The organism is Leptothoe sp. LEGE 181152 (genome assembly GCF_032906605.1).
In the GTDB taxonomy this organism is placed as follows: Bacteria; Cyanobacteriota; Cyanobacteriia; order Phormidesmidales; family Phormidesmidaceae; genus Leptothoe; species Leptothoe turfae.
In genome coordinates, this window is the sequence record NZ_JASATU010000044.1 from 1 (window position 1) to 22,975 (window position 22,975).

20 protein-coding genes and 1 tRNA gene are annotated in these 22,975 nt (G+C 47.2%); 11 read left to right on the forward strand and 10 right to left on the reverse strand.

The genetic code is table 11. The annotated features are described in order from the left end of the window. Nucleotides 1-84: 84 nt before the first annotated feature. Together QGP82_RS21730 and QGP82_RS21735 are read right to left on the reverse strand one after the other, a co-directional pair. Nucleotides 85-157, reverse strand: a tRNA-Phe gene (locus tag QGP82_RS21730). 178 nt (nt 158-335) lie between these two features. Then, nucleotides 336-788, reverse strand: a complete 453-nt coding sequence (locus QGP82_RS21735) for a PPC domain-containing protein (RefSeq protein ID WP_006516749.1) — start codon at nt 786-788, stop codon at nt 336-338. A gap of 220 nt (nt 789-1,008) precedes the next feature. On the opposite strand from QGP82_RS21735, the gene QGP82_RS21740 reads away from it, so the two are divergent. From QGP82_RS21740 to QGP82_RS21780, 9 genes are all read left to right on the forward strand, one after another. Continuing rightward, on the forward strand, nt 1,009-1,500 hold the full coding sequence (locus tag QGP82_RS21740; RefSeq protein ID WP_499061003.1) for a DUF4112 domain-containing protein: 492 nt from the start codon (nt 1,009-1,011) through the stop codon (nt 1,498-1,500). Nucleotides 1,501-1,543: 43 nt separating this feature from the next. Further along, nucleotides 1,544-2,593 (forward strand): hypothetical protein, encoded by a 1,050-nt coding sequence (locus QGP82_RS21745; RefSeq protein WP_250565097.1) that lies wholly within the window; start codon nt 1,544-1,546, stop codon nt 2,591-2,593. A 341-nt stretch (nt 2,594-2,934) separates the two neighbouring features. Then, nucleotides 2,935-3,630 carry an aldehyde oxygenase (deformylating) gene (locus QGP82_RS21750; RefSeq protein WP_163668226.1) on the forward strand — a complete coding sequence of 232 codons (696 nt, stop codon included), beginning with the start codon at nt 2,935-2,937 and terminating at the stop codon, nt 3,628-3,630. A gap of 165 nt (nt 3,631-3,795) precedes the next feature. Continuing rightward, a complete protein-coding gene (locus QGP82_RS21755) occupies nt 3,796-4,818 on the forward strand; it encodes a long-chain acyl-[acyl-carrier-protein] reductase (protein ID WP_163668224.1) in 1,023 nt (340 codons plus the stop codon). Between the two features lie 107 nt (nt 4,819-4,925). Then, nucleotides 4,926-5,906, forward strand: coding sequence for an acetyl-CoA carboxylase carboxyltransferase subunit alpha (locus QGP82_RS21760; protein ID WP_006516754.1), 981 nt, complete (start codon nt 4,926-4,928; stop codon nt 5,904-5,906). Between the two features lie 319 nt (nt 5,907-6,225). Further along, nucleotides 6,226-6,954 carry an SDR family oxidoreductase gene (locus QGP82_RS21765; protein WP_163668222.1) on the forward strand — a complete coding sequence of 243 codons (729 nt, stop codon included), beginning with the start codon at nt 6,226-6,228 and terminating at the stop codon, nt 6,952-6,954. A 104-nt stretch (nt 6,955-7,058) separates the two neighbouring features. Beyond that, nucleotides 7,059-7,772 carry a GTP cyclohydrolase I FolE gene (gene folE, locus QGP82_RS21770; protein WP_163668219.1) on the forward strand — a complete coding sequence of 238 codons (714 nt, stop codon included), beginning with the start codon at nt 7,059-7,061 and terminating at the stop codon, nt 7,770-7,772. Nucleotides 7,773-7,955: 183 nt separating this feature from the next. Beyond that, complete coding sequence (locus QGP82_RS21775) at nt 7,956-8,429, forward strand: YbjN domain-containing protein (protein ID WP_163668217.1); 474 nt, start codon at nt 7,956-7,958, stop codon at nt 8,427-8,429. A 4-nt stretch (nt 8,430-8,433) separates the two neighbouring features. Further along, the gene (locus QGP82_RS21780) at nt 8,434-9,171 is read left to right on the forward strand and encodes a lipoyl protein ligase domain-containing protein (protein ID WP_499061004.1); all 738 of its coding nucleotides are present in this window, start codon (nt 8,434-8,436) and stop codon (nt 9,169-9,171) included. A gap of 51 nt (nt 9,172-9,222) precedes the next feature. Here the strand turns inward: QGP82_RS21780 and QGP82_RS21785 are convergent, their stop codons facing one another. Both QGP82_RS21785 and QGP82_RS21790 read right to left on the reverse strand, forming a co-directional pair. Beyond that, nucleotides 9,223-10,344: a CHASE2 domain-containing protein gene (locus tag QGP82_RS21785; RefSeq protein ID WP_499061005.1), complete on the reverse strand. Its 1,122-nt coding sequence runs from the start codon at nt 10,342-10,344 to the stop codon at nt 9,223-9,225. Between the two features lie 300 nt (nt 10,345-10,644). Beyond that, entirely contained in the window at nt 10,645-11,844 is a 1,200-nt protein-coding gene (locus QGP82_RS21790) for a site-2 protease family protein (protein WP_163668209.1), read from the reverse strand. Between the two features lie 162 nt (nt 11,845-12,006). Here QGP82_RS21790 and QGP82_RS21795 point away from each other — a divergent pair, with 162 nt between their 5' ends. Next, nucleotides 12,007-12,639 (forward strand): phosphoribosylanthranilate isomerase, encoded by a 633-nt coding sequence (locus QGP82_RS21795; RefSeq protein WP_163668207.1) that lies wholly within the window; start codon nt 12,007-12,009, stop codon nt 12,637-12,639. A gap of 134 nt (nt 12,640-12,773) precedes the next feature. Continuing rightward, nucleotides 12,774-12,938, forward strand: a complete 165-nt coding sequence (locus QGP82_RS21800) for a hypothetical protein (protein ID WP_006516763.1) — start codon at nt 12,774-12,776, stop codon at nt 12,936-12,938. A 103-nt stretch (nt 12,939-13,041) separates the two neighbouring features. On the opposite strand, the gene QGP82_RS21805 is transcribed toward QGP82_RS21800, so the two are convergent. From QGP82_RS21805 to rpsP, 6 genes are all read right to left on the reverse strand, one after another. Beyond that, nucleotides 13,042-15,666: a choice-of-anchor Q domain-containing protein gene (locus QGP82_RS21805; protein ID WP_163668205.1), complete on the reverse strand. Its 2,625-nt coding sequence runs from the start codon at nt 15,664-15,666 to the stop codon at nt 13,042-13,044. 262 nt (nt 15,667-15,928) lie between these two features. Continuing rightward, nucleotides 15,929-17,200, reverse strand: a complete 1,272-nt coding sequence (gene sigC, locus QGP82_RS21810; protein WP_163671771.1) for an RNA polymerase sigma factor SigC — start codon at nt 17,198-17,200, stop codon at nt 15,929-15,931. Nucleotides 17,201-17,736: 536 nt separating this feature from the next. Next, the gene (locus QGP82_RS21815; protein ID WP_499061006.1) at nt 17,737-20,937 is read right to left on the reverse strand and encodes a sll1366 family intein-prone helicase; all 3,201 of its coding nucleotides are present in this window, start codon (nt 20,935-20,937) and stop codon (nt 17,737-17,739) included. A gap of 82 nt (nt 20,938-21,019) precedes the next feature. Continuing rightward, entirely contained in the window at nt 21,020-21,973 is a 954-nt protein-coding gene (locus tag QGP82_RS21820; protein WP_163668201.1) for a PhoH family protein, read from the reverse strand. A 125-nt stretch (nt 21,974-22,098) separates the two neighbouring features. Further along, nucleotides 22,099-22,488, reverse strand: coding sequence for a KH domain-containing protein (locus QGP82_RS21825; RefSeq protein WP_431732032.1), 390 nt, complete (start codon nt 22,486-22,488; stop codon nt 22,099-22,101). Between the two features lie 125 nt (nt 22,489-22,613). Next, nucleotides 22,614-22,862 (reverse strand): 30S ribosomal protein S16, encoded by a 249-nt coding sequence (gene rpsP, locus QGP82_RS21830; RefSeq protein WP_163668188.1) that lies wholly within the window; start codon nt 22,860-22,862, stop codon nt 22,614-22,616. Nucleotides 22,863-22,975 lie beyond the last annotated feature (113 nt).

The window sequence follows — 22,975 nt, forward strand, 5'->3', positions numbered from 1 at the left end:
CGTAGCCAGCGGATTTACAGTCCGCCCCCATTAACCACTCGGGCAACGACCCTCTACCACATACACCGATAAATATACCGGCAATGCCAGGAGGCGGACTTGAACCGCCGACACGAGGATTTTCAGTCCACTGCTCTACCAACTGAGCTATCCCGGCAACATGAGGCATTTCTGCCTTTGCTTGCGCGCCTAAACAAGTTAGCAAAAGAGTGGAACCCTTAGCAAGCTAAAACTTAGGATATTTTTTGTTCTAGCTGCTATGTCACCTCATCAGATGCTCTGAAGAGCCTAAAGCCAAAGGGTTAAAGGGCTCTGAAACCCTCTGGTTTAATGGATTATTCTTCAATCTCACGTAGACGGGCAAGTTTTAAGGAAAATGCTCCTGCACCCTGGCCAGCATAGGACCTGACCCTTACAGTGTACTGACCAGATTTAGAAATGCGTGCAAACAGCAATGAGTTAGTCGAACCATCTGGACCGTCGTCGTTTTCACTGACAGTGGTACCGTCATCTCCTATAAGGCTAACCAGTGTATCGAACTCTTCCGAAATAACATCGATAGTGATCTGGTCACCTTCAAACAGCTCAACGCTGTAATCCCTAGCAAACCCACCTACTCCAGTAGGGATATCGTTTTCAGAAAGCGTATCGCTAATTTCACGTCCTCCCGCTATTTCGATGGGGTTATAAATTTGAGCCACAGCGCCAGCAGCATTCATCATCCCAAACGTGACCAATGTGGTAGGAATAAGCAAAGCACGGCGTAAAATTTTCCTAGATTGCTTCATGATTGCAAAAGAGACGGATTATTGAATTGGTGACATTATGCCCCAAGTGATGATTTCATTGTGTTGCCAAGCCAGCTTGTAACGTTCATTAGCCAGCTTGATTACTGAAGCTAACGCTCCGTCAATTTTCCACACAAAATCTCAGTTTTTTATTGAGTTATGCTGCCCTTCGCGCTAATGAATATAGTCATCTTTATGGCTTGCAAGTAAGGTTACTCCTATGCCCCTTTCTGACGGCTCCCCACCGCTATTAGACCGTAATTCTCATCAGACACTGCAACGGCTACGTGGCCTGAGTCATGTTTTAGATAATGCGATCGCAATCCCAGGTATAGGCTATCGAGTAGGTCTAGACCCTCTTATCGGTCTTCTGCCCGGTGGTGGAGATTTAATGGCAGGGCTGATCTCTATTTATGTCGTCATAGAAGCCGCTCGCCTAGGGGTCCCTGCAGCGACCCTAGGTCGCATGGGCTTAAACATCCTGACGGAGGTTCTCATGGGCACAGTGCCCATGATTGGAGATTTCTTTGACGTGGTCTGGAAAGCCAATGCGCGCAATGTCGATCTGCTAGAACGGCATATTCGAAATCCCATTCCTAGCCGCAAAACGGATAAGCTATTCGCAATTATATTGATTGCAGGACTATTGACCCTTGTATTAGGAGCAGCGACCTTGTCACTATTGTTTGTGCGCTGGGTCCTACAGCTGTAACATAATAAGCCTGTCAAATAGGCCTGCGGGATAGAGAAATTCAATGGTTGGAGCAGCCGATTTTGTGGCCGACATCACTAAAGGTGGTACAGACCAAGATGTAACGCTCGACTTTAAAATTCCCGACCCTAGCGACACTAGTATTCCTGATCAGGATTTCAGTTACCAAATCGATATCGCTTGGCAAGTTTGCGATCGCTTTGATTTGCAGACTGATATTTGGCGTGGTCGAATTCTTAGAGCCGTTCGCGATCGTGAAAAACAGGGGGGCGATGGTCGTGGCACCGGATTTTTAAATTGGCTAAAAGATCGAGAAATTAGCAAGAGCCAAGCTTATGCCCTAATTGAGCTGGGTAATAGTGCCGACGAACTACTTAAAGAAGGCTTACTAAATGAACAGTCTGTCAACCAATTTAGCAAGCGAGCCTTTGTGGAAACGGCCCAAGCTGCGCCAGAAGTGCAACAAATGGTCACCGAAGCCGCTCGTCGTGGAGAGCAAATTACTCGCAAAGAAGTCAAACAGCTAGCCGATGAATGGACAGCAATGACCTCCGATTTAATTCCTGAAACAGTCCGTGAAAAAGCAGCAAACAACACCATCCCGACTCGATATCTCACCCCCTTGGTCAAGGAGATGGAAAAACTGCCCCCGAGCCATCAAGAAACGCTACGCACCGAAGCTGCCCAAAATCCAGACGTAGATACTCTCAAGCAAATTACATCTGAAGCCCGCTATTTATCTAAGTACATTGCTGCAGCTAGTCAGGTACAGACCATTGATCCAGATGTTGTGAATTTAGAACAAGCACTGGAAGAAGCATTACGAGTAGGCTGTTTAAACTCCACGGCAGATTTGGTCAACCAAGCCACTCAGCTAGAACAGGCAGCCGCCAAACTCTACACCGCGTGGCGACGCATCAATAAGCTAGCGGAGCGTGTTTATGTCGATAGTGGCGAAAGTACACCTAATTTGCGCGCCCTCCTGAGTGGACTAACTCCCCTAACCAATGAAATTATTGAGATCCAATTGGGTAGCGCTAATAGCCCTTCAACGAAAGCCATACGGCTAAAGGTACTGGAAGACATCGAGTAGGCACAACATACCAACAGATGTACTATGACCGATGGTCCAACGATTGAAACACTAGCTGATGAGCCATTTCCCAAATCATATGTCAGCTTTCTAACCAGACAGGTCCATCACTTGAAGCAATATCAATCTAATAGATAAAAATTCTAAATAGATTATCCTGGAACACTTGCAAACAAAAAGAGTTGAGACACTTTGGGCCTATCGGCAAACATATCTACTCTCCTGATAGGGTGTAAAGTGTGAAAACAGGTGTCAATATTTAAGTTAACCACAGCCACTGTGCTATGCCATAGCTTAGATATGGACAGCGAGTGGTTATTGTAAGCAGGAATTGGACAGATATGCCGCAGCTTGAGGCCAGCCTAGCGCTCGACTTCCAAAGTGAAGCGTATAAAGATGCGTATAGTCGCATTAACGCAATCGTAATCGAAGGGGAATGGGAAGCTAACGATAACTACCAGACGTTAGCTGAACACCTCAGTGATCATAAAGATGAGTTGATTAAGCTCGCTCGCATGGAAAAACGTCACATGAAAGGCTTTCAAGCTTGTGGCAAGAATTTAAATGTGACCCCTGACATGAAGTTTGCAAAAGAGTTCTTTGCTAAGCTTCATGATAACTTTAAGCAGGCCCAGGACGAAGGCAAAATCGTAACTTGTTTGTTAATTCAGTCTTTAATTATTGAGACCTTTGCCATCTCAGCGTACAACATCTATATTCCAGTTGCAGACGACTTTGCTCGAAAGATCACCGAAGGTGTAGTCAAAGATGAATACATGCACCTCAACTTTGGTGAAGAGTGGCTTAAAGCTAATTTTGACTCCGCGAAGGAGGAGTTAGAGGAGGCCAATCGTCAAAACCTGCCTTTGGTTTGGCAAATGCTAAATCAAGTGGCTGATGACGCTGCTATACTAGGCATGGAAAAAGATGCCCTAGTTGAAGACTTCATGATTACCTATGGTGAAGCCTTAGGTAATATTGGTTTCAGTAGTCGTGACGTCATGCGGCTTTCTGCTCAAGGTCTAGCGACAGCATAATGTTGTATTAGAAGCATAATGTTGTATTAGATATTGAAAGAGGCTGATCATGCGATCAGCCTCTTTTTGGTGTGGATAGTGATTAGGTTGCAGCGAACAGCAAGACTGTAACGTTTTGTTGTAGTCTGATTTTCTAAGATTATTTTTTTAATAGAAGCGTCCCACATGTTTGGCTTAATTGGACACCTGACCAACTTAGAACACGCCCAATCGGTTGCCCGAGATTTGGGATATCCAGAATATGGCAGCCAGGGCTTGGATTTTTGGTGTAGTGCGCCTCCATTTGTAGTTGAGGACATTAAGGTCACCAGTGCCACTGGTCAAGTTATTGAAGGACGCTACGTAGAGTCCTGCTTTCTACCAGAAATGCTGGCAACGCGACGAATTAAGGCAGCGACTCGAAAGATCTTGAATGCGATGGCCCACGCCCAGAAGCAAGGCATTAATATCACTGCCTTGGGTGGGTTTTCTTCAATCATTTTTGAAAATTTCAAGCTAGAGCAAATCCGGCGAATTCGTAACTTAGAGCTTGACTTTCGGCGTTTTACCACTGGGAATACGCACACCGCTTACATCATTTGTAAGCAGGTGGAGCAGGCAGCTCCGAAATACAACATCGATTTGTCAAATGCAACCGTTGCTGTATGTGGAGCCACGGGAGACATTGGCAGTGCTGTATGCCGCTGGCTTAGCGAAAAGACAGGGGTTAAAGATTTATTACTCATCGCTCGTAATCGAGAGCGTCTAGACAATCTTAAGGACGAGATTGGTATGGGTAAAATTATGAGCCTAGAGGATGCCCTACCCCAAGCAGACGTAGTGGTTTGGGTGGCTAGTATGCCCAAGGGCGTCGACATCGACCCAAACACATTAAAGCAGCCCTGTTTGATGGTAGATGGCGGTTATCCAAAGAATATTGACAGCCATTTTAGCAATCCTGAAGTCCATGTTCTCAAGGGCGGTATTGTTGAACATAGCCTAGACATTGATTGGCGAATTATGCACATCGTCGCCATGGATGTACCGGCTCGACAGTTGTTTGCTTGCTTTGCTGAATCCATGTTGTTGGAATTTGAAAAGTGGCACACTAACTTCTCTTGGGGGAGAAATCAAATTACGCTTGAGAAAATGGAGCAAATTGGTTCAGCCTCTATCAAACATGGGTTTCGCCCCTTGCTAACAACTTAAATCCCCCTGTTATTTACAGTTCATGCCAGTTGGCTATGACAATAAGTAAATTTTAGGGGACAGTTTACGATAGGGTGGAATCACTGCTGGAGGTACCTAAAACTGTTATGGCGACAACAGAACGAAGGCCTATTTTGCTTGACTTTGAAAAGCCTTTAGCTGAACTAGAGTCTCGCATATTACAAATAAGGGCCTTGGCTGAAGACAATGATGTCGACGTTTCAGCACAAATTCAACAACTAGAATCCCGTGCCCAGCAACTACGCCAGGAGATTTTTACTAGCCTGACGCCAGCTCAGCGTATTCAGGTAGCACGTCATCCTCGTAGACCCAGCACCTTAGACTATATTCAAGCAATTTCGGACGAATGGATTGAGCTGCATGGTGACCGTCGCTCTGGAAAAGATGATCTTGCTTTAGTAGGCGGTATCGCTCGTTTTCATGGTCACTCAGTTGTCATGTTAGGCCACCAAAAAGGCCGAGATACAAAGGATAATGTTGCCCGCAATTTTGGCATGGCATCTCCTGGAGGCTACCGCAAAGCGATGCGACTCATGGAACATGCAAATCGTTTTAAGATGCCGATTTTCACCTTTATCGATACGCCAGGAGCATGGGCTGGTTTAGAAGCTGAGCAACTAGGTCAAGGCGAAGCCATTGCCTACAATCTTCGCGAAATGTTTCGTCTAGATAGTCCTATTATTTGCACTGTCATTGGAGAAGGTGGTTCTGGCGGGGCATTGGGCATCGGTGTTGGCGACCGTCTCATTATGTTTGAGCATTCTGTTTACACCGTTGCTAGTCCTGAAGCCTGTGCCGCTATTTTGTGGAAGGATGCATCTAGGGCATCACAAGCAGCCGAAGCTCTCAAAATTACAGCTTGGGACTTGAAAAACCTAGGTATTTTGGACCATCTACTACCTGAACCGATTGGTGGTGCTCATGCTAATCCTATCAAGGCAGCTGAAGGATTAGAAACAGCTCTGCTAGAGAATCTTGAAGCGTTACTGGAAATCTCACCAGAGCAACGTCGACAGGAACGCTATCGTAAGTTTCGGCAGATTGGCGTATTTTCTGAAGCTGCATAATCGTTGCCCACAACGTAATTGCGCTAGCGTTGCTTGAAGCAAAGGCTATCCCATAGGCATCTCAGGTGCGGCAAGCCTAACGGCAATACGCCCTAGATTATAGTCCAAGTCTTTTATGCAGGTACTCACCTCTGATGAAATCAAAGATTAATGAGAGCCTGATAAGTTGTTGTTATGTGGATACAACCCTCATAAAGACTATTTTTTACTCCTTTCAATAAAATCTCATAGTCTGAAAACACCACATTGTTCGCAACATTTGTTAACATTAATCTTAAGTGATTTTTCATTGACGCCTACGCATCCTTGACGCCCCTTGATGAATACTGTCCCAAACCGTCGCGCATTGATTACAGGTGCTAGTACTGGTATCGGTCGTGCTACTGCGCTGGCCTTTGCTAAGGCTAACTTTGATGTAGCATTAGTCAGTCGTTCAACAGATAAGCTAAAGGCCTTAGAAGACGAGATTGGTGAGACCGCAACCGTTAAGGCCCAAAGCTTTCCCTTAGATTTGAGCATAGTTGCTCAAATCAAGGAACAAGTAACGCATATATTAGAGGCCTTTGGCCCGGTTGATGTGCTAGTTAACAATGCCGGGATGGGTTACACGGGAGAACTCAACCAAATGCCTTTAGATGACTGGTGTCGCGTCCTTGATCTAAATGTCACTAGCGTCTTTCAATGCATTCAGGCTGTACTTCCGGGAATGCGCGATCGCAAAAGCGGCATGATTATTAATGTGGCCTCAATTGCCGCACGCCAAGCTTTCCCAGAATGGGGTGCCTATGGCATTAGCAAAGCAGCCGTTGTAGCACTATCTAAAGCTATTTCTGTAGAAGAAAGAAATCATGGCATTCGGGTAGTGACCATTTTGCCTGGAGCGGTCAATACGCCTCTTTGGGATACCGACACTGTGCAAGCCGACTTCGACCGCTCCGGTATGTTGACTCCCGAGTTAGTTGCAAACGCTATTCTACAAACTGCGCTCCTACCTCCTGGGGCTGTGGTCGAAGAGCTGACCATCATGCCAAGTGGAGGAGCCCTGTGATTCTCTAACCAATATTTCAAAGTAGGCAAGCTAACTTGATCACATTTCGCTTGCCTACACGAATATCCTTTTGCTCACTATCTAGAACTCAAGTTACCCACACCATGGTTATTTCTACTAACGGTTCCACCACAGGCTCTACAACGAATGGTCTGATTAACGGGCAATCATTGGAATCCAGCATCCGCCCTGATCGTGCGAAAACCAAAGGACACGATGCATTACTGCACGAGCCTTCCACTGACAACACAAAGCTAATGGAAGCCGTGCATACAATGCTGGCCGAGCTCGGTGAAGATCCCGAGCGTGAGGGCTTATTGAAAACCCCCAAACGGGTAGCCGAAGCGATGCGTTTTCTTACCCAAGGCTATACTCAATCTTTAGAAACCCTCATCAATAACGCCATTTTTGACGAGGGTCACAATGAAATGGTTTTGGTGCGAGATATTAACTTCTTTAGCCTGTGCGAGCACCATATGCTGCCCTTTATGGGTCGGGCCCATGTAGCTTACATTCCTAATCAAAAGGTAGTTGGTTTAAGTAAATTAGCCCGTATCGTTGAGATGTATTCTCGCCGTCTACAGGTGCAGGAACGCCTCACACGTCAGGTAGCTGAAGCCATCAGCGAAATCTTAGAACCACAGGGTGTGGCTATTGTAATGGAAGCAAGTCATATGTGTATGGCTATGCGTGGGGTGCAAAAGCCCGGTTCTTGGACAGTGACAAGCGCTATGCTTGGTGTCTTCCAAGATGACCAGAAAACACGCGAAGAGTTCTTAAGCCTCATTCGCCATCAGCCAGCTTTCTCTAACTACTAGAAAGAAATCTGAAAAAATAACTTGCTAAGACTTCCCCTAGGAAAAGCAACGATACAGTGGGATGGATCTTTTCGGAAGGAACTCACATCTACCGAGAATGTTCTATTTTATCGATATGCTGACTAACAGCAGCTTGTCATGCTCACACCCTCGATTGTGATTTATTAGGAGTAAGCGGAGCCCATGAGTACCCTGAACGTTGAAACTGCTGGTGAAACCATCAGCGCTGGCACTGAAAGCTTTCAAGCTAGCCATGTGGATGTGATTGAAACTGTCATTGCCAGCCTGGACCAGGGGGGCAATGCCATGGTTAGTCGTGATGATGAGGGCTATCTTTGGAAATTTACCTATGGCAGTGTAACTGTTTATGTCCAACTTACGGGCACTGGAGACGAAGATACTCTAACTGTATGGTCTCCCCTTTTGAAGTTACCTGTAACCAACCAAAATGATCTGATGCAGGAGCTATTGGCAAAGAACTGTGGTGAAACCTTTGAGGCCTGCTTCGGAATTTCTAACCAAGAAGTCCTTGTCTTAGCGAGTCGGATTCTTGCCGATATTAATCCCGGTGAAATCTCTCGACTGATGACGATTGTGGCGACAATCGCCGACGAAACGGATGATGTTCTGAAGGAGAAATATCCTTCTGCCAGTTAAAATCATGACAGCAACATGGCGGCTCATTGACCCCATAGAGACCTCTGGCATCACTCAAATGGCTATTGATGAGTGGTTATTGGAGCAGCATCGTTTGGCGTATGAGCTGCCTTGCTTAAGGTTTTACACATGGAAGCCTGCTGCGATTTCTCTGGGTTATCATCAGCGTGATTATCCAGACCACTGGCACACACTTAAGTGGAACGGCCAAGCCCTTGACATCGTAAGACGACCAAGCGGTGGGAGAGCCGTCCTACACCAGGGAGATCTAACCTATAGCCTGGTGCTTTCTGGCTATGGCGGGCGGCGACGGGATATCTATGCTCAACTCTGTCAGTTTCTAATTGAGGGCTGGAAACAATTAGGAATTTCGCTATCCTTAGGCTCTAACAAACGTGGCTATCAGAAAACTCACAATTGCTTTGGTAGCAATACTGTAGCTGATTTGGTTATGGATAATGGTTATAAACTTATTGGCAGTGCTCAGCTTTATCGTAATAGCTGTATCTTGCAACATGGCTCCATAAGACTTATGCCCAACCCAGATTTAGTTCAAGCTGTGTTCGGTAGTCCTGTGACTCCGCCACCTAACCTAGTCAACATTCACCGCATTGATGTTGCTGGAGCACTCACGGTCGCCGCTGAGAACATTTTCGATATCCAGTTCAAAAAAAAGCCGCTCTCACCACAAGAGCAAGAACAGGCCTTCGTTTGGGCTCAAGCCAAATATCATGCACCGTGATTAGCTACATCCAATAGATTCCGGCTGAAGTAAGCTGAAGTAAGACGAACATCACTCGCAAACTGTAATAGTTTCAGCTTGCCTTACAAGCGTTCGATCAATATTTGCAAACTGTGATAATTTCAGCTTGCCTTGTAAGCGTTCGGTCAATCTTACAAAGAAACTAGTCGCTACTACGGTACCCAAAGGTGCAACGGTCGGGAGCCAGTAATTGTGATGAAAGGCCACAGTCACTGCACTACCCCAGGTCACAACAATTATTAGATTTGCTAAAAGGTGGACTCGATAACGCCGATAAAATAATTGGTAACCCAGTCCTGGGCCAAGCAAAACCAGTAGCACCATGACAGGTACGACAAAGGGCTTTAAGTGATTTTGAGCCAACAAGTTATTAGCTGCAACAACATGCTGATAAACGCCTGCCGCTGGTGGATTTTGATTGTAGGGCGTCGTCATGGTGTCCAGACCCACTCCTGTGAATCCGACAAAAACAATTTTGTCTGAAAAGCTATCGACAGGAATAGTCCCATTGAGGACATCAGCAAACGAATATCGAGGGGCATTTTGGGTACCCCCGAGCCAGTTTAACCAAAGGCTCTGATGAGAGGCTGCAAGCCCATGGGCTTGACTTGGCCTATAATGCTGCACAGCTGCAACGCTCAATGCTAGTGTGCCGTTGGCTTTTGGATAATAGGTACGGGTAATGCCATCGGTATCAGCAATATGATGGATATGGCCTGTTGCGATCGCACCCTCCATCACATCGGCATTGGGACCAATAACTCCCCGTTGCTTATCCCATGCAGTAGCTACTACCACATTGCCATGGTGCTCCATAGCCAGGGCCAGCTCTGCATCGTCTTCCGCAGACTCAGCAAACAAAATATCGAAAGCCACAACACTAGCATCGGCAGGAGCCAGAGTTTCTAACAGGTCAGCATAATAATGCCGGGGCCAAGGAAATTGACCAATGGTGGCCAAACTTGCCTCATCAATTTCAATCACCGCTACCCGTTCATCCCACGGTTGCTCACCTCTCACTTGAAATAAGAAGCGATAGACACTGTGCTCTAAAGGTTGAAAAATCCCAACATGGGCAGCGAATAGCGTTAATCCTGACGCTAAAACTCCAGGCAACAGTCGCCACCCAAATCGATATAGCCAATGCTTCATAAAACCTGTGATCAGGGCATGACTGTTATCACTCCACACCCCAATGCCTTACCATTTCAACTATGACAATACGTTAGCTGCCACTGGACCTAGCCACCAATGGACAAATCACTGAAGTTGTTTAGGTCCAGACACCATTAGTCTAGATGCCTAATCTCCGTACAGTGGCCCAATTGAGACAGCAGTAGATAGTTGTTTTGAGATGGTACAAATCGCTGAAAACGACTCTATTCAGGCTTAAGGAAGAATGCTGAGGCTGCTAACTCAGTATTTCTAGGCGTTAACGTTTTTAACAATTCCCTATTCAGCATTTCTAGCAATTGCAGCCAACTGTAACCCAGATGGATACGCACCTTCCTCTTTAATGCGATCAATAATGGCTTCTGAAATTGGGAAATTCAGGCGTTTGGCCAGTGCCCGCACGACATCTCCTCGGTCAATAGTACCGGCAACAGCATCGGCTGGGGACAACACGGTAATGCGTCGTAGCTCGTTTTCTTCCAAGTCTGTAATCACCTTAGAAAGAGGCGTTTCTTCCCGGACATGGGGCACATCTAACAGAGGATGAGCCATCTCTGCCAAGGTCATTGTTTCCCAGCGACTGCGTTCAATCTGACGCAAATCATCCAGAGATACCATGCCTCGATAACGCCCATTAGACGCGGCAAAATACACAATCGGCTTTTTTTCTTCATTGAGCAACTGATGATCGGCAAACGCCCGTAAAGTCAGATTGGCATCAATTACCTTAAATTCACGCACGCTTGCGTCCCTGGCCTTAAGACTAGTAATGGCATCTTGCAAATCACTAACTCGGTTATAGGCCCCTGCATTACGCACCGCAAACCACCCCAAAAGGGCAAACCAGAGGAATCCTATCTGTCGAGTTGCCAGGGAACCGTAAATACCAATTGTGATGGCCATCCAGCCCAATAACTGACCGACCCGAGCGGCCCAGCGTACTCCTTGTGCGCGGCTACCCGTGATTTTCCAAACAAGGGCCTTGAGCACTTGACCACCGTCAAGGGGCAAACCTGGAATCAAGTTGAAGAGTGTCAAGACGAGATTAATTTGGGCAATCGTCCCTACTGATTGAGATATCACAGTCTGCTCTGGCAGGATGAAAACCATGAGGCTCAACAGCAAGAATAGGAAAAAACTGACCAACGGACCTGCGATCGCAACTTGAAATGCCTGACCCGGTGTTTTTGACTCCTTATCAATCGAGGCAATACCACCGAACAAAAATAGGGTGATCGAATTGACTTGAATACCCTGTCGCCGTGCTACCAAACTATGACCAAGCTCATGGAGGAGCACAGAACCGAACAAAAGCAGTGCCATCCCTAACCCCACTACCGCTGCTACCGGAAACGAAAAACCATCATTCAGTAAATCGCCTCCGTAGGCAAATGTCATTAGTAGGAGAATAAAAAACCAAGAATTATCAACGAATAGGGGGATGCCGAAAATTGCGCCAACGCGCCAACCGGATTGCATAGTGATATACCTTTGATATGCCTAGAGATCCTAGGAACAGGGTTATTAAATTGTCTTTATAGACTACACGCTGGTGAAATTCCAAGAACTGCCTTCATTTTAATAATGGGGCTTACCAATAGCGTTACTGGATATCCGAATCTTTTTGAATCATTATTATCTATGCGCATTAAAATCTGTGGCCTAACTCAAACGGACCAGGCCGTTGCGATCTCAAATATGGGAGTCTCGGTCCTGGGCTTTATTTGCGTCAAAATATCCCCGCGCTACGTGTCATCTGACACCATTCGCACCATTGTCCAAGCTCTGCCTAACATTGACCGTTTTGGCGTTTTTGCTAATGCGACCCTAGACGTCATTCGGCAAACTGTAGAAACAGGGCAACTAAGCGGCGTACAGCTCCACGGTCAAGAATCCCCGCAGGATTGTCAACAAATGCGGCAGATGCTCCCTGGCGTAGAGCTAATCAAAGCATTGCGAATTCGTAATCCAGAGGATCTACTACAGGTGAAAGAGTATGCCCCCCACGTCGACACATTTTTGTTAGATGCCTATCACCCACAACAGCTAGGCGGCACTGGGCACACCCTAGATTGGCCAACCTTGCGCACTTTTCAGCCTGAAAAACCTTGGTTTTTAGCTGGTGGACTAACCCCCGACAATGTCACCACAGCTCTGTCACTGCTCACACCCGATGGCATTGACCTCTCAAGTGGTGTAGAGAACTCACCTGGAGACAAAAATCTTGCCAAAGTAGAACAATTAGTCAAAGCCGTTAGAGCCGTCTCTGTCTAAAGCAGCCCCGAGAATTTGTAACAAAACATCTCTGACCCTAAATCTTGATTACAGAATGTACGCTTCACTTTATGCAGGCTAGAGCGTGGTGATAGCTTGATCTCAGTCGTTCAGTTTTTCTCTAGCTGCGCCCTATGTACAACGCCCAGAAAGATTGGTTAGGTGCATTTATGATTGCCGCTCTCGGTGCAGGCATCATTACCTCATTTGCCGTGAGCCAAGGTCAAAATCCCTTTGTCGGGCTCGGCATTACAGCCTTTGCTTCCACTGTCGCTGTACTTATTGATCATCTCTGCTAGCGAGAAAATGTGATTTCCTGTTTCAGCGATTGCTCCTGTCCAGCCAGCCGCTATAGCGGCTGGCTTTTTTATTTTTTATTGTAGATAGGATGACGGCAGAATATCAGGCAAACTGAACTTGCATAACCAAATCATCAAAGTCCATATCACCGCCACCCGGTAAATCTTCAAAGCCAAAGGCGTTGTTACCTAAGAGCCTTACATGATCTGCCCCATCGCTATTACCGGCGATGTGCGTAAAGTAGATAGCTGGATCATTATTCACATCGCTATCTAGTAAGTCAGCAACAGTGCCATCCACAACTAAAAAGGTAGATAAAAGCTGCCCACCGAGAATTTCACTGGTATAGCGTGTGGCCTCGCCATTGGTGCCGGTTAACTCTAAGTTAACCCTTTGAGCTAAGGCCGCTGCACCATAGCCCTCATCGCCAGGGCTGAGTAATATCCCCAGAGCATCACGGACTTGACCTTGTTCATTTTCCACAACAAACAGACCGACCACATTATCTAATGCGGCTTCCCGGTAAATATCAATGGTGGCTGTTAACGTCCCTGTTTGCGATCTCAAATCAATGAGTTCAGAGTCACTACTCAGACCTTGCAGACCTGCACCAATGGGCAAAGTCTCCTCCACAGCTATGGCATTAATCACTATTTGATCAAAGGTTCCGCTTTGCCCCTGGCGAAACCCTGCCTGAATAGAACCATCACTCAAGGCCTGTAATTCGACCACATCTGTCTGGCCATCGAGCCCTGTGATGTTAATCGTGCCGCCCGTGCCACGGCGCAAACTATCTAAGCTACCGTCATCGATAATGGCAAATTGCAGAATGCTACCAGCCGTTATGGTAAGCGTTTTTTGGGGTTCAAAATCTGCAATATCTCCTGCTTCTAGAGTAGAAAAAACGACTTGCGCCGCATCTAGCACAGCCTCTAAGTAGCCAGCATCACTGGCGGTCAAACCATTGACTGCACCACTGGTATCTGTGGCAAACACAATGATCTCCCTGACCTGCTCAGATGCATTTTGACTAATGGAAATTTCAACAGATACATCGCCAGTGCCACCGACAAGCAGTCGCGCATCTTGGGGAGTCAAACTACTAGAACTACCAGGACCACCCGAAGACGTATCATTATCTTGATTTGTGACAGCTACCGCCGTTGGCACCAAAGCACTATAGCGAGTATCTGTACTAGTCACATTGGTATTGATGATATAAGCAACATCGCCATCATCATCGGTGTCATCAACGCCAGTAATGGTGACTGTTTGAGGTTGGTCCCAATTAGCTGTAGAAAACGTAATGTTAGGGATAACCGTCCCTTCAGTAGGATCATTACTCGTGAAAGTTAAGCTGACCACATCACTCGGTTGACTGGTCAGGACTGCTGTAAAGGTGGCGGTTGCGCCTGCCTCTGTCGTCACAAGACCTGTGGTTGGCGTAATTGTAATACCGACAGGCGCAACTGAACCTTCTACAGCGCCAATATCGACCGTAGTGCCGACTGATCGAGCAAACGGAACACCTCGCTGGTCAACGGAAATAACCTCTGCAACATTGCCATCATCATCTAGGTCAAACGCATCGGCAGGAACAGTACCGGCAGTACCGGCATCAATGACTGGACTACCCACTAATGGAGCATGGGTTTGAGTAAAGCCACCGTTGGCTTGTAAGGTATCCAACTGTGGATCAAGGGGAGTGACAGCACTACCTACCTGATCACCATTACTACCGTTAGTCAAGCCAGGCGTGGAATCGCCATTGCCAATCAGGTTATTACCAGCCGTTGTAGTGGAACCAGCACCAATAAAGAAGTTGATGTCAACGATGTCATCATTATCAACATTGGCCGCAATAATACTGTTAGTGACTGTTACAACACCAAAATTTGCGACGCCACCACCCGTATCATTCGGCTGTGCACTAACATTTTGAGATTCATTATTAGTAATAGTGCTATTGGCAATAGTAGCCGTTGCACGACCGATCACGATCCCTGGCGCTACCACATTAACGGTATTTGAAAGACCACCACCGCTTTCGGAAGCAATATTACCGCTGAGGGTACTATTCGTTAAATCTAGAATGCCGTCGTTACGAACGCCACCACCATTACGTGCCGTGTTGCCACTGAAAGTGCTGTTAATAATCGTGACGGATGCACCAGAGGCATTTAAAAGGCCACCACCACCGCTCGTGGTCGTAGTGCCAATGGACGTATTGTTGATGACACTACTATTGATAATGACTAACTCACCATTATTGCGAATCCCACCACCATCATCTGCAGCCTGGTTATCGCGAATAATTGTGTTCTGTAGTCTTAGCTTGCCACCCCCTTGATTGTAGACACCCCCACCATCGTCAACGGCATCTCCTCCTTGAATAATGACACCGTCAATTAGCGCCTCATTCGCAGTGCTCTGGGCGGTGACAACCGTATTATTGTCGCCATTACCATCAATAATCGTTTGATTAGCCTGCCAATCCCGCTGGTTACGGGTGGCTTCAGTACCATCAAAACCACCATAAAGTTGAACGGCTTGATTGACGGTAAAGGTATCCGTGGGGTTACTCCCGGGACTGTAGGTCCCTTGAGCTAACCAAATCTCGTCTCCAGCATTAGCGCTTGCCAAGGCTGTCTGCAAACTAGTGGCTGTTCCCCAAGTATCACCATTGTTGGTATTAGGCGCATTCGCTTGAACGTAAAAAATAGCCATAGTTTGCGATCGCAGTTAACTAGATTTAATGAATCGGACTGGCAATTTCAGGCAAGGGTTCCACTTACCGGAACTCTTAGGTCTTTACCTGGAAAGGGTTATACGCGTTTGTAACGCTTTCAATCAGCACCCAAACCCCAAAACATCCGTCTTAGGGTACCAACATCTATCAAGAAAATATCTATTCGGAAAAAAGCCGGTGATGTAAACATCACCGGCTCAAAAACGTGCTGTATGGAGAAACGCCTCTCGCAGACAGAGACTAGCTCAAGGCTTCTAGATAATCACGAATACGATTGCGTCGCTTAGGCTGACGCAGTTTTTGCAGTGCCTTAGATTCAATTTGGCGAACTCGCTCGCGAGATAGTTCCAAGGTGCGACCAATCTCAGCTAATGAGTAAGGCACACCATCGCCCAAACCAAATCTTAGACGAATGACTTCTTGCTCACGTGTGGTCAAGTCAGCTAGAAGCTGATGTAAATCACGACGCAGAGCATCACGAACCGCCAGCTCTTCAGGAGATAAGGCATCAGTCTCTAGAAGGTCGCCTAGTTCTGTATCCCGCTCTTTACCAACTTTGGTCTCTAGGGAAATAGACCGGGGCACCTTGAGAAGCACCTCACGCACTTGAGGTGCGGTCATCTTTAGCTCGCGAGCGATATCTTCCACAGTGGCTGTGCGCCCTTTGGTTTGGGAGATTTTACGTTGAGCTTTTTTGATTTTATTGAGCTTTTCAGTGATGTGGACGGGCAGACGAATTGTGCGGCTTTGGGTTGCGATCGCACGGGTAATACCCTGGCGGATCCACCAGTAAGCATAGGTACTAAAGCGATATCCCTTAGTAGGATCAAACTTTTCAACCGCACGCTCCAGGCCAAGAGTACCTTCCTGAATCAGGTCTAGCAGCTCTAGACCTCGGTTTTGATACTTTTTCGCTACCGACACAACCAGGCGCAAGTTTGCCTTGATCATGTGCTCTTTAGCACGAGTACCTTCGCTACAGGCTTCGTCCAACTCTTGGACAGACATACCCACAAGCTCAGCCCACTGACGCTTGCCTGCCTGCAGTGTTGGCTTTAGCTCGGCAGCCTCAATGCCACATTCTTTAGACAAACGCTCCAGGGAGGGGCGATGGCCTAACTGAGCTGCCATGCGATCGCGAGTTTCTAACAGTAAGACATACGTCGTTAGAATGCCCTCTTGCTCAGCAGCAGCCTGATTGCGCTGTTCCAAAAGGCTCATATAACTCTGGACTAGCTGAGCTTCAGCAACCTCTTCATCTCTTTCAAGTAGACGGACACGCCCAATTTCTTGCAAGTAAAGACGAACCAAATCAGTTGTACGGCGTCCAGGGGCAACCGCTAACTTATCAACGTCTAAATTTTCTACAGCGCTATCCTCATCCTTTGACAACAGCATTTTAATATCAGTATCGCTAGGCTCTTCCTTAGCAGGATCAGCAGTAGTGAGAGCAACAGAGCTGGGGGCTGCTAAATCAGCATCTGTAGTGGTTTGATAAGACGTTGCATCCATAACCATGGGCGGTGTAGCTTTAAGAACAGTCAAGGCCGTCTAGCCCTCGTAGATGTAGTGTGCCCGAGCCAATTAAGCGGGGAACAATCTGCAAAATTGGGAATTTTCTCCAAGCACAAATGTATACCTGATGAGCTAGACTGACGCACCCACATTTAGCGTAGAGTGACGCAGTTAAACCCCAAGTGACTCACATCAAGGTGACCTTAGGATCTACATCACTCAGTCAATCTATTCCCGATAAACAGCATTTAAGATGACGCCGAGGGCTATATCTAACTAAATATCAACCACTGCTGATCACCTCGATCAGGATTAGTCCAGGTTTTTCAGTGGCACAATTTTATGGAAATTTTCCTGATAGATTCAGACATTAGGACGACTTACGGCCTTAATCTTCGGGGCATTTAAGAACGCTCTCTGCCCGCCAGCAACAAAGCGAAGGGCCGTAAACATCACAAAAATTTCATTTGTATGAGCCGCTTGATTAAGCTTGCTTTATGCACAGCCAGTTAGACTAGCTGACCATTCATGGATCAGCTTTCGTCAATTACAGCTTTACGGTCCAGCAGCAGCAACTCACGTAATTGATCCGTATCCAGCTCAGTCAACCATTGCTCACCAGCACCAACGACTTGCTCTGCCAGAGCCTTTTTATTGTCAATCATGTCGTTGATGCGCTCCTCTAAAGTGCCGCTACACACAAATTTATGGACCTGCACATTGCGGGTTTGACCAATACGAAACGCCCGGTCAGTCGCCTGGTTTTCCACTGCTGGGTTCCACCAGCGGTCAAAGTGAAATACATGATTGGCACGAGTAAGGTTAAGACCAACACCACCGGCTTTTAGAGAAAGAATAAACAACTTGGGGCCATTGGGATCTTGCTGAAATCGATCCACCATTGCTTCACGAGACGGCTGAGAAGTTCCACCGTACAGGAATAAAGCCTCTTCCCCTAAGTAATCTTTTAGATGAGCCTGCAACAAAGTACCCCACTCAGCAAACTGGGTGAAGATGAGGGCACGATCGCCTTCTGAAATCACCTCTTCCAACATTTCATTCAGACGCTGGAGCTTAGCAGAACGACGCTGTTTACCTAGAGATGCTTGTTTAAGATACTGGGCTGGATGGTTGCAGATTTGCTTTAGTTTGACTAGCAATCCCAGAATCATGCCCCGCCGCTTCACTCCATCAGCTTCATCAATATCAGCCAAGGCTTCATCTACAGCTTTTTGATAAAGCCTTGCTTGTTCAGCAGACAGGCCACAGAAAACGGTCATTTCCTGTTTTTCGGGCAGGTCTTGAATAATGCTGCGGTCGGTCTTGAGTCGTCTCAGAATAAACGGCTGCACCAATCCCCTAAGAGTCCGTAGCGAATCAGTATCCCCATAACGTTCAATCGGTGTGGCAAAACGCCGCTGAAAAAAGTTTTTGGGTCCCAGATAGTTCGGATTCAAGAAATCCATGATGGACCATAGCTCCGTGAGACGGTTTTCTACCGGAGTACCGGTCAGGGCAATGCGAAAATCACTTTCCAACTCTCGTACAGCCTTAGACTGCTTCGCATCAGAGTTTTTAATATTTTGGGCCTCATCAAGGACTAGCCCCTGCCATTCCACCCGCTTTAGCTCTTTGAGATCCCGATATACCAGGGTGTAACTAGTAATAATCAGGTTTGTTTTCTGAACTCGTTTAGCAAATGTGGCCCCTTTAGGTCGCTTATCACCGTGGTAAACCAATGTGGTCAGCTCTGGACCAAACCGATGCACTTCTCGCTGCCAATTACTCAGTACTGATGTCGGGCATACCAACAGAATCGGTTTATTGAGAACGTCTTCTTGCTTGAGACTAAGGAGAAAGGCAATGAGCTGAACGGTTTTACCCAAACCCATATCATCAGCCAAACAAGCGCCCAGACCCCACTGCTCTAAAAATGACAACCAAGATACACCTCTTGCTTGATAAGGACGCAGCTTACCCTCAAATCCATCAGGTTCCTGCATTTCTTCAAGACTTTGGTTGCCGGTGGTCAGGGTCGTAATCAACTCATCCAACTTGCCCGATGCTTCGAAGGCTACCACCGGCAACTTATCGATGAGCTGACCATCACCACTACTAATCCGCAATACTTCTTCGACGGAAAGCTTGTTTTTTGTTTGGCGACTGGTGAAGAAGGATTGAGCGGCTTTAACATCCTGAGGACGGAGTTCTACCCATTGACCATTAACTTCTACCAGAGGCGTCTGCTGGGCAATTAGCTGCTCAAATTCACTTTGGCTAACATTCTGGCCACCAATGGACAGTTGCCACTCAAAGTTGAGCAGACTTTGAAGCCCTAGGCGCTGCTGTTTACGGGAAGGTGCCATCGCCTTAACACTTAAACCCAAACGACTAGCACTCGCCTTTGTCGGGTCCACCAGATTATCGGGCAAGGTCACTCCAAATCCATTGTCTTGCAGGCGATTGGCCGTTGCTTTAATAAATTCGAACGCTTGAATCGGATCAAGGGTACAGACACTCGGGCTCGGCTCACCCAGGGTTTGCTTAATAGGTTCACATAGACGAGCGGCTCGTCCCAGACCAGCTAATAGTTTCTCTTGAGGAGATTCCACCGCACGTCCACGATAATCTAACTGATCAACGGGGTGCCGCCAGATTGTCTGGGCATCCAGGCAAAAGCTCTCATCATCCGAGGCTTCTAGACCATAGTGCAATGCCCAATTGAGTTCACCGCTGGGCGGAGGCATCAGACGAAAGCCCACATGTAATGAATCTAGATCATCAGCCGCCACATTTTGCAGAGGCGCTGTCCAGGTATTCAGCGCTTCATTGAGACGCACCAGTCCAACCGGAGTAGAGTCAAAGCGCTTTTTCTTTTCTTGAGTTAAAGCTCCTACCCATTCCCGTAGCGGCAAATCTTTGCTGAGGGGAGCCGTAGCAGGTAAAGGTTGCATTTGCGCCAGTTCGCGCACCTTAGCTGATACTACATTACCGAGAAAGTCTTGCAGTAGCGGCAAGGGTAGCTCGGGGGGACCCATGGCAATCGGCATATCTGGTGGGTCCGCAATGGCCGCTTTGGATTTCTTAGCAGTGGTTTTAGTTTTTTTAGCCGCAGTCGTTTTACGTGTCTGTGGATTGAGTGCTTGATATAGTCGACAGACAAGGGGCATGCGATCAGCAAACTGACGCAGTCGAGCCTGGTCAGTAGCACTGTTGAGTAGTAGCTGCCAAGTTGCGATCGCGCCACTACCATCCGCACTCACCATTGGTACAAATTTGCCCCGTGCCATCAGGTCAAGACTCCAGCGAATCATGTGAGACCAATAGCGCAAATCACCACCAATGAGACTCGCTTCAGCTCCCAAAGGCAACCCAACCAAAAGTTGCAACGCCGCCACAGTAGGCAGCATGATTCCAGACACACGCCACGGATAAAGCAACACCTCAGACTCCTGAGATTGCCCACAGAGCTGAGGACAAAGTTGAGCATCTTCCATAACCGTTGGCACTGATAGCACTTGCTCGCGCCAACGCGACTGAAACCGCTCTGCCAACACGCTTAAATCCCAATGATTTACCGTCGCCAGAAAAGCTTGAAATTCATCAGCACTTAAACAGTAAGGATGAGTCGCAATACTCCAACCATTGTCAGTAGGTTCTAGCCTACGCCATGTCTCCGCCCACACAAAAAAACGCTGCTGTGTCGGGAGCCAACTTCCATGAAGAATCGCCATAATCAATGCTGCCTTCAGTACCGTCCAACATCCAGATAAAAAGGATTCAGAGTATATAGTTCGAGGATAGAATCATATCCAGCTACATCTCATATTTTTCATAGGCCGCCACAATCCTCTGCACCATTGGATGGCGCACAACATCGGCCTTTGTTAATTCGGAAAACGCAATACCACTGACACCCTTGAGCACTTTCATAGCAACAGACAAACCTGATTGCCGCTCACGCACCAAATCTGTTTGGGTAATATCACCAGTAACCACCATCCGCGACTTAAAACCCAAACGCGTTAGCACCATTTTCATCTGAGCTGGTGTCGTATTCTGAGCCTCATCTAAGATCACAAACGCATTACTCAATGTGCGCCCGCGCATATAAGCCAGGGGAGCAACTTCAATAATGCCCCGCTCCATCAAACTCGGAATGCGCTCCGGGTCAATCAACTCATGCAACGCATCATAAAGAGGACGCAAATAGGGATCCACCTTCTGCTGCAAGTCACCTGGCAAAAAACCTAAACTCTCCCCAGCTTCAACCGCAGGCCTAGTCAAAATCAGGCGCTCGAACTGCTGCTCAAGAATTGCCTGCACAGCAACCATAGCGGCCAAAAATGTCTTCCCTGTACCGGCTGGCCCAGTACAAAAAATTAGGTCATTGGTGCGCAGGGAACTGACATACTTACGTTGACGGAAGGTTTTTGCTCGAATCGTTTCTCCGCGACGAGTCCGGGCAATTACATCCCCATGCAGCTGCCCAAGATCATCCTCTCGATGAGTATCCAACGCATGCACCGCAGTCATCACATCAGCCACCGAGACCTCCTGTCCCTGAGACCAAATAGATTGCAACGATGTCACTAAACGCTTAGAACGTTCAACTTGACTTGGCGTCCCTGATATCAACAAAGTGGTGCCACGCATAACTAGCTTGGCTCCTGTTTGCTGAGATAGTCGTTTTACAGCGTCTTCCCGATATCCAGCCATAGCCATCGCTTGCTCGGCTGAATCAAACTCAAACTCGAAGGCACCTTCCATAAAACAGACAAACTGTGCCGCCCTAGATACCTAGCTCAAGCACCCAGCACCTGGACTTTGTACATTAATTAACTATCGACGCTCGTAAACACAACTCAAAACCCGACCAAGCCTAGACATTTCAGCTAAGCATCGTCTTGACTTTGACTACGCCTGGGTGGTCTACCAGCCCCTGGTCGACCACCACCACCGCCACGGCGCGGGCGACCACCACCTCGACCACCTCTTGGACGAGCCCGATCATGACCACCACTCGAATCTTGAGATGATTCGCCGTAGATATCTAAATGCACTGAACAATTGTGCAATGCACCGGTCGCTTTCAAAACCTTACGAATTGCTTGAATGTTACGACCACCACGTCCAAAAACTCGACCTTTGTCTTCACTGTCAAAAGCAACTCGAATCCAAAGACGTTGACCGCCTGACAATGATTCAAAGTCCAATCTCAACGCATCAGGAGACTCTAGAAAGGGAGTTACTAAAAATCGCACTAAGGCTTCAAAATCAGGCACATCGTCACCCTCTAACATCCAGTAGCAAGCATAGGAGTACACACATCAAGAAATTGATTTCAGCAGGAAGCTTAACAATAAGCTCTCATACTAAGCATCAAGTTCTAGAACCACGGACATTAAAACTAAGCCTTAAGCTGCTCGTACACGTTAGCCTTTTGAAGAATACGTTGCACAGTTTTTGTGGGCTGCGCGCCTTCCTTCAAACGTTTAAGAATAGCAGGAACTTCTAAACGGGTCTCATCAGTTCGAGGATTGTAAAAACCTAGCTCCTCTAGAGGGCGACCATCACGGCGATCTCGGCTATTCATAGCCACAATCCGATAGCTCACCTCACGCTTTTTGCCGTAACGCTTCAGTCGCAATTTGATCATAATTTTGTTGAAACTGTTCTGTCCGAAAATTTACACAAAGCCTAGCTGAGCGCAGCACATCTATTCAAAAGTGCTTGAGTGCGAGGTTTTTCATGGCTTTATCAAAGGGCCCA